This window comes from Thermoprotei archaeon (assembly GCA_038881895.1).
Taxonomy (GTDB): domain Archaea; phylum Thermoproteota; class Thermoprotei; order Gearchaeales; family WAQG01; genus JAVZOV01.
This window is the reverse complement of record JAVZOV010000003.1, coordinates 66835-78681: the sequence shown is the minus strand read 5'-3', so window position 1 is coordinate 78681 and position 11847 is coordinate 66835. Positions and strand designations below refer to the sequence as shown.

At 37.0% G+C, this 11847-nt stretch carries 11 protein-coding genes; 8 read left to right on the top strand and 3 right to left on the bottom strand.

Annotation, left to right across the window (positions count from 1 at the left end; translation table 11 throughout):
* The first annotated feature begins 1 nt into the window (after window position 1).
* The 4 genes from QW128_05785 (at window position 2) to rtcA (ending at window position 3953) form a co-directional block, all read left to right on the top strand.
* Window positions 2–964 carry an ABC transporter ATP-binding protein gene (locus tag QW128_05785; GenBank protein ID MEM3833087.1) on the top strand — a complete coding sequence of 321 codons (963 nt, stop codon included), beginning with the start codon at window positions 2–4 and terminating at the stop codon, window positions 962–964.
* 13 nt (window positions 965–977) lie between these two features.
* Window positions 978–2003 (top strand): ABC transporter ATP-binding protein, encoded by a 1026-nt coding sequence (locus tag QW128_05780; protein ID MEM3833086.1) that lies wholly within the window; start codon window positions 978–980, stop codon window positions 2001–2003.
* A 72-nt stretch (window positions 2004–2075) separates the two neighbouring features.
* Window positions 2076–2876 (top strand): S-adenosyl-l-methionine hydroxide adenosyltransferase family protein, encoded by an 801-nt coding sequence (locus QW128_05775; GenBank protein MEM3833085.1) that lies wholly within the window; start codon window positions 2076–2078, stop codon window positions 2874–2876.
* Between the two features lie 15 nt (window positions 2877–2891).
* Window positions 2892–3953, top strand: coding sequence for an RNA 3'-terminal phosphate cyclase (rtcA, locus tag QW128_05770; protein ID MEM3833084.1), 1062 nt, complete (start codon window positions 2892–2894; stop codon window positions 3951–3953).
* Between the two features lie 179 nt (window positions 3954–4132).
* On the opposite strand, the gene QW128_05765 is transcribed toward rtcA, so the two are convergent.
* Complete coding sequence (locus QW128_05765; GenBank protein MEM3833083.1) at window positions 4133–5119, bottom strand: GTPase; 987 nt, start codon at window positions 5117–5119, stop codon at window positions 4133–4135.
* 73 nt (window positions 5120–5192) lie between these two features.
* On the opposite strand from QW128_05765, the gene psmB reads away from it, so the two are divergent.
* Window positions 5193–5798, top strand: coding sequence for an archaeal proteasome endopeptidase complex subunit beta (gene psmB / locus QW128_05760; protein ID MEM3833082.1), 606 nt, complete (start codon window positions 5193–5195; stop codon window positions 5796–5798).
* Here the strand turns inward: psmB and QW128_05755 are convergent.
* Both QW128_05755 and QW128_05750 read right to left on the bottom strand, forming a co-directional pair.
* A complete protein-coding gene (locus tag QW128_05755) occupies window positions 5784–6860 on the bottom strand; it encodes a class I SAM-dependent methyltransferase family protein (GenBank protein MEM3833081.1) in 1077 nt (358 codons plus the stop codon). The genes psmB and QW128_05755 overlap by 15 nt on opposite strands.
* A gap of 32 nt (window positions 6861–6892) precedes the next feature.
* Window positions 6893–8047, bottom strand: a complete 1155-nt coding sequence (locus QW128_05750) for an alanine--glyoxylate aminotransferase family protein (GenBank protein ID MEM3833080.1) — start codon at window positions 8045–8047, stop codon at window positions 6893–6895.
* A gap of 376 nt (window positions 8048–8423) precedes the next feature.
* On the opposite strand from QW128_05750, the gene QW128_05745 reads away from it, so the two are divergent.
* The 3 genes from QW128_05745 to QW128_05735 are packed head-to-tail and all read left to right on the top strand — an operon-like array spanning window position 8424 to window position 11357.
* Entirely contained in the window at window positions 8424–8573 is a 150-nt protein-coding gene (locus tag QW128_05745; GenBank protein ID MEM3833079.1) for a hypothetical protein, read from the top strand.
* 58 nt (window positions 8574–8631) lie between these two features.
* Complete coding sequence (locus tag QW128_05740) at window positions 8632–9642, top strand: 2-hydroxyacid dehydrogenase (GenBank protein MEM3833078.1); 1011 nt, start codon at window positions 8632–8634, stop codon at window positions 9640–9642.
* A 17-nt stretch (window positions 9643–9659) separates the two neighbouring features.
* A complete protein-coding gene (locus QW128_05735; protein MEM3833077.1) occupies window positions 9660–11357 on the top strand; it encodes a thiamine pyrophosphate-binding protein in 1698 nt (565 codons plus the stop codon).
* The last annotated feature ends 490 nt before the right edge of the window (window positions 11358–11847 follow it).

Below are 11847 nucleotides of genomic sequence, written 5' to 3'. Positions count from 1 at the left end.
AATGGCTTTACTAGAAGTAAAAAATTTAAAAACATATTACCATACTACTAAGGGCATCAATAAAGCAGTGGATAACGTCGGTTTTTCTGTAGAAAAAGGTGAAGCGCTAGGGATTGCTGGAGAATCAGGATGTGGAAAAAGTACACTAGCTCAATCAATAATACGTCTCGTGCCACCGCCAGGAAAAATCGTCAGTGGGGAGGTCATTTTCCAAAATGTAGATATAATTAAAATGGATGAGAGTGAGTTAAATAAAAAAGTACGCTGGAAGGGCATTTCAATGGTATTCCAGGGTTCAATGAATTCGTTAAACCCAGTTTACACTGTAGGATATCAACTGATAGAACCTTTGATTTACCATCAAGGAATGGATAAAACTGAGGCTATTAGTATAGCAGAAGAAAAGTTGAAACTAGTAGGATTGAACCCAGAGATTATTAAAAGATATCCGCATGAGCTTAGCGGAGGAATGAAACAGAGAGTAGCTATCGCTATGGCTCTAATGCTAAACCCACCACTGTTAATTGCTGATGAACCCACGACGGCATTAGATGTTGTTGTGCAAGCGCAAATTATGAACTTACTAAAAGAGTTACAAACTAAATTAAACCTCTCATTAATTTTCATTACGCATGATTTAAGTCTCATAGCGGAAGTGGCTCATAAGACTGCTATAATGTATGCTGGTAAAATAGTTGAAATAGGAAAGTCAGAAAGCATTTTCTACAATCCTTTACATCCTTATACTAAAAAGTTATTAGGTAGTATACCCAGACTCAGAGGAGAGATTAGAAAGCTTGAGTTTATTCCTGGTGTTCCTCCTGATCTGAGAACACCACCGCCTGGTTGTCGTTTTCATCCGAGGTGTCCTTTCGTGATGGATATTTGTAGGAAGGAGGAACCACCACTCATAGAAGTAGAATCAAACCACTACGCAGCATGCTGGTTATATGGAGGTAAATAGAGGAGGGCGCACGATGACAGAATTAAAATCCATAACTGCTACAGTTGAAGTTAAGAATCTTAAAAAGTGGTTTCCATTGAGAAGAGGATTAACAGCAATATTAACAGGGGAACCTCAAAGATATGTGAGAGCAGTAGATGATATAACACTTAACATTGAGAAAGGAGAGACGTTTTCATTAGTTGGGGAATCTGGATGTGGAAAAACTACAACCGGACGATTGTTAGTAAAATTAATAGAACCAACAGGAGGAACTATTAAGTTTGAAGGGAGAGACATAACTCATTTATCCAAAGAAGAGCTAAAAAAATTCAGGAGAGAAGCACAGATTATATTTCAAGATCCGTATGCATCGCTTAATCCAAGATTCACAATATCAGATATACTTCAAGAACCTCTCATAGTTCATGGTAATGCTTTAGAATTGAACAATCCAAAGGAAAGAGAAGAGCTTGTTGCAAAAGCTTTAGAGGAGGTCAAGCTAACCCCGCCTGAAGAATTTCTATGGCGATACCCTCACCAATTAAGTGGTGGACAGAGACAGAGAGTAGCCATAGCTAGAGCATTAATACTTCGACCTAAGTTCATTGTAGCTGATGAACCAGTATCAATGCTTGATGTATCAATAAGAGCTGAAACGCTAGAACTCATGCTAAACCTTAAAGAAAAATACGGACTAACGTACCTATTCATTACTCATGATTTAGCCGTAGCACGTTATATATCAGATAGAATATCTGTAATGTATCTTGGAAAAATAATTGAGTTAGGGCAAGCTTCAAGAGTTATAGAAAATCCATTACACCCATACACTCAGGCATTAATTTCTGCAGTACCAGAACCCGACCCAGCAAATCGAGCAAAAATGCGAGAAGTCCCAATACAAGGTGAAATACCAAGCGCAGCATCTATACCGCCTGGTTGTCGTTTTCATCCGAGGTGTCCTTTCGTGATGGATATTTGTAGGAAGGAGGAACCACCACTCATAGAAGTAGAATCAAACCACTACGCAGCATGCTGGTTATACGTTAAAAGATAGACTGAAACATTACCAGTATCGCAGGAATAACTTTCATATAAGTTTTTAAGTCATATCATATTTAGAAATAGTGTGAACTTAAAGATTATTGCTCTTCTCACAGATTTTGGCGTTGATAGTCCGTATGTTGGTGAAATGAAGGCTGTAATATATTCTATAAACCCTGAAGCAAAAATTATTGATATAACACACAGTGTTCCTGCGCACAATATAACTGTCGGAGCGTTTCTACTCTACTCAGTTTCTAAATTTTTACCAAAAGATTCAATATTGGTTGGAGTTGTAGATCCTGGTGTAGGAACAAGTAGGAATGAATTAATTTTCAGAACCAAACGTGGATTTTATGTAGGACCTGATAACGGTTTGCTTTATCCTACAGCCAATAGAGATGGCATATTATCGGTTCATAAAATTATCAACAAACTTTACATGCGTCCACAAATATCGAGAACGTTTCATGGCAGAGATATCTTTGCCCCAGTAGCTGCTTATTTATCATTAGGCGTGAGTCCGATTGAAATAGGCCCTGAAACAACTAGATACATAAAGACTGATCTACCAAAACCTCGTGTGCATGATGACTTTGTTGAAACACACATATTGTATATTGACATGTTTGGTAATTTAACACTCGATATTGATGTGAACTTTCTTTCTAAATTAGGGTGGCAAGTTGGTGACAATTTCTTAGTTAGAATTGGTGATGATGAATACAAGATACCGTTATTAGAAAGTTATGGATATTCAGAACGAAATTCGTTATTATTTGTCGTGAATAGCTTTGATTATTTAGAATTAGCAATAAATCAAGGTAATGCTGCACTCTTTCTTAAACTTAATATAGGAGATAGTATAAGAATTAGAAAATTATAACTGGAAAGATTGGCGATGATACTCATTGATGGATCATTTGGAGAAGGTGGAGGACAAATATTAAGAGTAGCAGTTGGATTAGCCGCATTGGCAAAAAAACCTATTGAAATAATCAACATAAGAATGAAACGTGATCCTCCAGGATTAAGACCACAACACCTCACCGCAGTTAAGGCTGTAGCATCTTTAGTTAATGCACATGTGGAGGGATTAGAAGTAGGTTCCACAAAAATTAGATTTATACCAAGGGGCATATCATCAGGCAATTTTATTTTTGACATTGGCACAGCCGGATCTGTAAGTCTTGTACTCCAAGCATTATTACCAGTTCTAGCGTTTACAAAAACACCAGTCAACGTTACTTTAAAAGGTGGAACAGCAGTACCATGGTCTCCACCAATAACATACATTGAGAAAGTTTTATTACCTCTACTCTCTAGAATGGGATTAAAAGCAGAAATAAAAATTATAAAACATGGATTTTACCCCAAAGGTGGAGGAATAGTTAACATAACAGTCTATCCTGTCTCTCAACTCAAACCAATAGAACTAACAGAACAGGGAAACGTCCAGCAAATCAGAGGTATTTCTCTCTCCGCAAGATTACCATCCCATATTGCAAAGAGACAAGCCCAATCGGCAGAAAAAATTTTACGCGAACATTTAGGAGACATAAACATTAATATTAACGTTATATATTCTGGACCTGAAGTTGATAATGTACTAAGTCCAGGAACCTTTATAGTATTATTCGCCGAAACTGATAAGGATGTGATAATAGGTAGTGATGCTTTAGGAGAAAAGGGAAAACCTGCAGAGAAAGTTGGTGAAGAAGCAGCCTTAAAACTTATGAATGAGATAAAAAACAGTGCAACAGTAGATGTACACATGGGCGACCAACTAATACCATGGATGGCATTAGCAAACGGCACCTCCAAAATTAAGGTTAGTAATTTCAGCTTACATGCATACACATGTATATATATCACAAAACAGATCTTGGGTGGTGAATTTAAAGTCCAAGGAGAATTAAATAAACCATCTATAATAGAAGTTAAAGGCATAGGATTCACGTAAAGATTCACTCTTGAAGCGAGAGAATTGACTTCTTTTCCACTTTGAAGGACGAGGTTTTCAGTTGTAAATAGAAAGTATTAAAAAATCTATTTTAAAACCATAAGATACAATCAATAAGCTTAAAGTAATGTTCAAGTCATGTGTCAATTTTATTAACTTAACCACGAGAACATTAAGTCTTAGAACTTTCTAACTATCAACTCTTTTAGTTTATCAATATTTGTCCCTAATTTAACAGAAATTTCTAGAGGATCTGCATACTTTTTCATTTTTAACTGTTCCCTTACATAATTAATCTTATCATTGTTACATAGATCAATCTTGTTCAATACTATCATAAAATCAGTTTTGAATATTTCTTTAACACTCTCTAACACGTTTAATTGATAATCTATAGGATAACCACAGGTTTCGCTTGGATCCAACATGAATATTATCATAGCAGTAGCATGCTTTAAAGCTGTTATTGCCTGAAGTTCAATCGGATTTCTTTCACTTAACGGCCTATCAAGTAGCCCTGGAGTATCCATTATTTGTATTACTTTTGAACCAGCCTTTATATGACCAATCGCAATCTTTCTTGTAGTAAAAGGATAAGACGCTACCTTTGTCCTTGCAGTAGATATTGCGTTTACAAGACTAGATTTTCCAACGTTTGGAGGACCACCAACCACTATTAAAGGATAATTATTGTCTATCGATGGAAGTAGTGATAATTTAACACGAGCATCAGACAATATCCTGAACGCTTCTTTCCTCCTCTTTATTATTGATGACAATCTTCCAATACCTTCACGCCAATCCTCTCTAGGATTCTGTGATCTTTTAATCTTACTCACGTATGTTCTACGTAATTTCCTTATACTAGGCAGTATACCGATAACTCTCTCAATAGAATTTTTGAATTTCTCTCTCCCAATTATAACATCTAATAGCTCATCATAAAAAGCACTAATGTCACCGAGACTTCTATACCAATCCCTAATAACTTTTAACTTATTTTCTACATAATCATAACTAATTACAAGCTTTTTAACTAACAACCTTCTTGTATAAAGATCACGATCTCTAATTTGTTGAATAGAAGCTCGGTTTGCTCTACCTAATGCGATCTCGATCAACTCATCTGGTTCAGGTATCATAGGCATTTGTTCGAATGGATTCACATTTTTTACCTCGTAAATAATATAAAATAGAGAAGTTTATATATTCTTGAACATTTTATAAATCGATACTGATATGGCCCAACAAGAAGAAATTACAGGTGCCACGGTAGTTGGCTTAACGTTTAAAGATGGCATTGTGATTGCTGCAGAAAAACGCGTAACACTAGGTCCAAGTTTAATGAGTAGAGGAGGAAAAAAACTTTTCAAAATAACCAACAAGATCTACATCGGAGTGGCAGGCATAATAGCAGACATGCAAGCTATATCAAGAACGTTAAGCGCAGAATTAAAAATATATGAGTTAACAAACAAAAGAGAACCCAGCACAAAAGCAGCAGCAAAACTACTCTCCAACATACTTTACAGTAACAAATTATTCCCCTACTACACATCAATCATAGTGGGTGGTGTAGATGCCACCGGTCCCCACATATACGTCCTAGACCCATTAGGATCACTCATAGAAGACAAGTATGCAACGCTCGGGACCGGTGCGGAATTAGCAATCAGCGTAATCGAAGGATCCTACAAAGAAAACATAACAAAAGAAGAAGCAGAGAATCTAGCCTACAAGAGTGTAAAACTAGCGTGCGAAAGAGATGTATTATCAGGTGACGGCGTAGACTTAATCATTATAACAAAAGACGGTGCAGAAGAAAAATTCTTACCCATTAAGTAATTTTATAACCTCAACATCTAATACAACCAAATACTCGTGAGGAGCGGTCGACTTAACCTTACGCGAATACATAATTTTTTTAACCTTACAACCAACCCCATTAATACTATTATTAAATAACCTTACAGCCTTCTCTACAGGATTAGGCTCGCTTTGGAAACTATAAAAATGAATCACACCATTAGATTTTAAAGCCATGCATGCTGAGGATAAAAACTCATGAGATTGGGATGGATGATTCATTATCACCCTATCAGCAACATTACGCAGCATCTCTTGAATGATCACACGGGCATCACCATGAATCGGCACTACTTTATCACTAACCTTATTTAATTCAATATTTTCAACAAGATAATTATAAGCATCAGGATTCAAGTCAATAGCATACACTTTACAATCAACCTTTCGAGCAATTTGTATAGCAAAAGGACCAACACCAGAAAACATATCAACAACAACTTCTCCTTTCTTCACTAAATTTGCAACCCTATTATGCTCCCAGCTCAATCTAGGATCAAAAAAAGCCTTAGTAACATCAACCAGAAAGCGAGCACCATACTCCTTATGCAAAGTTTCAGTTATAGGCTCACCTATTATAAACTTAAGATCCCGAACTCTATAGACACCACGCACAGATCTCTTGGCATAAACAGCACGAACATTTTTATGAACATGCATCACAGCCTTACCAATCAGTTCAACCTTAGACCACAACTCATCAGGTATCTCAATAAGTGCAATCTCGCCAATTATATCAATAGAACCAGGGACAAGAGCTAACTCAGCACTAGTGAGACTCCTCTCCAAGACATCATAGAGACTCTTTGGAACAACCTCACGCTTTGAAAAAACACGATCAACAAGTTCAACATTAAACCTAGATAAATACTCTATCTGATTAACCTCAAGTTTACCTATCAATGGAAATATTATGTAATCACCTTCTCGAATCGGATTATACATTCGATCGATTAAGCCGTTCTTATACAACCACAACCTAACATCTTCCGCATAAACCTTCGGTACTTTCAACCCCTTTTTAGACTCTTCACCGCACACAACTTCCCACTAAACTTAGAAATATAAAAAAACTAATAACTATTTATCACTTTAAGTGCAGCTTCAATACCTGCACCAACACGATCAATCAACTTCATATCCATAAGTGCGGCCTCTAATGCTGAAACAGTACGAATTATATGCCCAGCGTTCACCATACCCATAACTCCTATCCTCAAACCAACATTCTTAATAGAACCTATCTCTCCAGCCACAACAACACCATATTTCTCTTCCATTATTCTTCTCAATTGTTTCGTATCAACATTATTCCACTTTCTAGATGCAACTACAGTCTTAGACCTAAACATCTTCTCAGGCATTATAGGTATGTTTAACGCCTCTAAGGCAGAATACATAGCAGCAGAAAGTATTTCATGACGCTTATGATAATTCTCCAAACCCTCTTCAAGTATCATAGTAAGAGCTTCATCAAGAGCAAAAAAGAGAGGCAGTGCAGGAGTATAAGGAGTCTCAGAACGTTCATGAAACTTAAGGTAAGACTCTAAATCAAAATAATACGTTCTCCTCTCTTTAAGCCTCCTGCTCTTCTCAATAGCATCTTTACTAACAGAAACAAATGATAGACCAGGCGGCGTTGCAATACACTTCTGACTCCCAGCAATATGAACATCAATGTAAGCCCTATCAGTAGGTAGCTTAACACCACCCAATGCGGAAATAGAATCCACAATATACAAAATCCCCCTTTCATGAGCAAAACTACCAATCCTTTCAACATCCCAAACAGAAACACCAGTAGACGTCTCATTAAAAACCAAAGCAATAGCTGTGATACCAGAATCACGCTCCACAACACTCCTTATTTGATCCAATGTAACACCCCTTCCATACTCAACACTAATCCTTACCACTTCAGCACCAGCTCTCTCAACAGCTTCAGCAAGTCTCTCGCTGAACTCACCTAATATAGGAACCACAACGCGATCACCGCGACCCAAAAAGTTAAAAGTAGCAAATTCAACACCACCAGTACCGGACGCAGAAAGAATAATTACAATATTCTCAGTCTCATAAACCTTCTTTATTTTCTCCTGAATATCATTATAAAGCACATGAAACTCTTGACCTCTGTGATTAATAACAGGTCTTGACATGGCAAGAAGAACACGAGAAGGCACATTCGTTGGGCCAGGCAACATTATCAACTTCTCCCCAACAGACATACATAACACCAAACATCCAACAAAAAACAAATATTTATCTTAAACGTTTAATAACATCATAAAGACACACTTACATAATAAAATCAACATCAGATTCATTTTACTAAAGCTTGACAAGAAAGTTTAGAACTTTGTTTCTGGAATGAACTGTTGATAAGTCTAAATTGCAGAATTTAAGCGAGCCACTCTCAAGCGGGCTATGGGCTTATCTTTTAAATCAGGAATTTACTTACCTGGGCAAACTAATGAAACATAAAAATGTAGTTTAAAAAAGATGTAATATTATAGTAGTGTTAAACCTTCAGATGGAAGTTTTCTCGCAGCATGATCCTAAGATAAGGATCAGAGAGTTATAATTTAGGGTTTCCATGAGCAGATGGAAATCAATGACGTGAATTCCAATGAAAGGAAACTAAGGTCAATGAAACCAATAGTAAAACAGGCAATATTACCCGTTATAAAAATTTTTAACATTATTTTTCATGAGAAGAAAGGTTTTGCGAATGAATTAATGTTCATCTATTAATGAAAAATAGATAAAGTTTATTAAACAAACAATAAAATAATTAATTGGTGGTTTTATTTTGTCCTTTGGAAAAGATAAATACGTGGTAGTAGCTCTTAATCCTTTGCCAGAAGCTTTTATAAGAAGCTTGATTATGCCATACTCCTCTGAACTTGATAAAGAAGTTGAGGTTATTTCTCTTAAGGACTTAAGTGACTGGGATAAGGTTGTGGATGCTCTTTCTAAGGCAGATGTGATATTAGGAGACCACACTTTAAATTTGAAGATTGATGAGAAAATGGTTAAAGTTATGAAGAAGGTTAGGCTCATACAACAACCCAGCACAGGTTACGATAACATAGATATTGAAACTTGTAAACATTACGGAATACCGGTTGCAAATATTGGTGGGGCCAATGCAGTATCAGTAGCAGAATATACTATTATGGTAGGTTTAGTATTACTCAGAAGGTTGATTTATGCGCATGAGAAAACAAGGTCCGGAGAGTGGATACAGTGGGAACTCATGAATCTTGGGACATATGATCTCTCAGGAAAAACCTGGGGCATAATAGGTTTGGGGAGAATAGGAAGAGAGGTTGCTAAGAGACTTAAGGGTTTTGATATTAAAGTACTTTACTATGATAAGGTAAGATTCTCAAGTGAAGTTGAGAAAGAACTCGGATTAGAATATAGAGAACTCCCTAGATTGTTAAGGGAAAGCGATATAGTATCGATGCATGTTCCTCTAACATCGGAAACTAGGCGCATGATTAGTGAGAAAGAGCTTAGAATGATGAAGCCTGGAGCCATACTCATAAATCCTTCAAGAGGAGAGATCGTGGATGAGGAGGCGTTAGCTAAAGCTTTAAAAGAAGGTTGGTTAGGTGGAACCGCGGTAGATGTTTATAGTGTAGAGCCCCCTTCTAAAGAACATCCTCTCTTAAAATTAGAAAGCGCAAATCTGATATTAACACCTCATATCGCAGGAGCGACTTCAGACTCTAGAGCTAGGATAATAGATATTAGCATAAAGAATGTCATCAGAGTATTAAAAGGTTTATCACCTGAGAATATTGTTAACATGTAGCTTAAGGTGACAGACAAATGGCTATCATGGAGTTTACTACTGCAAGGCTCCTGTGCGAAACTTTGAAAACTATGAACGTGAAGAGAGTATATGGGATTATAGGCACTAGTGTTTTAGACTTTGTGGATATATTATATGATTACAAACACACGATAAGATATGTTACTGTTAGGCATGAGCAAGTGGCAGTTAGTATGGCAGATGCTGAATCCAGAGTTAGCGGAGGTTTTGGAGTTGCATTAGTACATGCTGGACCTGGGTTCCTAAACTCTCTAATAAGCTTAGGAATAGCCTATAAAGATAGAGTACCACTTCTATTGATTTCAGGAGGTGTTAGGAGAAGGCTTTTCAAAACAAATTCCTGGCTAGAAGTAGACCAGGAATCTATTGCTAAACCCATCTCGAAATATTACGTTAGGATAGATTCTCCTGAAGATGCTTTAAATGCTATTAGTGAAGCATTTATTAATCTAAGGAAACCTCCAGGTGGACCTGTGGTTTTAGAAGTAGCAGAGGATGTGTGGAATATGAAGGTTAAGGTTAAGAAAGATTACTTTGAAGAACTCTCTAAGTCCTCCACGTACTCTAAAGAAGTTAGCGAGGACTCTGTTTTAAATGTTTTAGAGGACCTTAAGAGGTCTGAGAGACCTCTAATTTTAGCTTGTGGTGAGGTTGCTAATCCCGGTATTGAAGATTTGTTAAAAGAGCTTGCCGAGAGAATTGGAGCATATGTGGTGACTTCTGGTAATGGTAGAGGTTCATGTCCAGAGGATCATCCGAAATGTTTAGGTAGAGTAGGTTTCGGTGGAGGAGCTGTACCAGCAGATTACGCTCTTAAGGAATGTGATTATTTGTTAGTTTTAGGTAGCGAATTTGATGATATAACTACTTATGCGTATACTTTACTTCCTAAGGGAAACATTTTAGTGGTTAGTTTAGATCCTTTAGTAGACCTTAGACCTACTTATTATGAAGTTTTAAGAGTAGACCCTTATGTTTTTACACACAAGTTAGTAGAGATTGCTAAGAAGAAAGAATTGCGACTTTCGAAACCTAACTGGGATATACTTGTAGATGAAGCTAAACATAGATGGGAATCCATTCTTCATGATGCCCTAACTAGAAGTTATGAGAGAAGTGTTAATCCCGCAAAGTTCTTCAAGAAGCTAGATGAGGCCCTTCCGAGGGATAAGGTGATAACTGCAGGTCAAGGCATGCATGTGCTTTATACTTACGATTTTATGAGAGTTTACAGCGTAAGAAGCTTCTTGGCATCTACAAATCTGGGAGCTATGGGATATGCTTTCCCAGCCGCGTTGGGAGCTAAGCTCGCAATGCCTCATAGAAAAGTTGTAGCAGTTGTTGGAGATGGGGATTTTATGATGACTCTACAAGACCTTGAGACTGCAGTTAGAGAAAATATACCAGTAAATGTTATAGTAGTGAACGACCACTCTTACCGTGTACTTTACTTTAGGCAAGTTGTGCAGAAAATGGGAAAAATTTACGGTACATTGTTAGGAAACCCTGACTTTGTAAAAATTGCAGAATCCTTCAGAGTTAAAGGTATTGCTGTTGAAAATGATAATGACATAGAGTATGCTATCAACACTATAGTCAAAATGCAAGAACCTTTAGTAATAGATTTAAGGATTAATAAGGATGATCTGCCACCATTAAATTTAGAAGCGTCACTTAGGATGACTGAAGTCTAGGTTTATTCCTAAAGAATAAAGCATCATCATAAAGACTTTGATAATGCATGTAGAATTTGGATTTCATTGCAGGTTAATAACAATTGTCAGTTTTCTGGTTACAATAGAGTAGATGTAGGAGGTAAAACTCAGATAGAAACTCAACAGGACTACAACAAATTCAGTCAAAGATTTAGCATAGAATCCAATGTCAGGACCAGAGGGATTGTTCGCGACAGTCAAAGACACCGTCGCGAGAGTCATCTAGGATAATAAAATTGGAATTTCGAATTGCAAGGAGGAAATTCTCCTTGCCAGCATTGACATGCTGATCGTCATCACCATAGATATGTATCTGATCAGCCCAATGGTGTGGAATAACCTGCTGAAAGGGACAATGTATGAACGACGATTCTTGCGGTATCTGCTTCAGTCTAGGTGAGACTTTGGTGGTGTGGGTGCAGCGTCAATCGTTAATGCAGCAAAAAGAACTACCAAAATAATTAGCAAG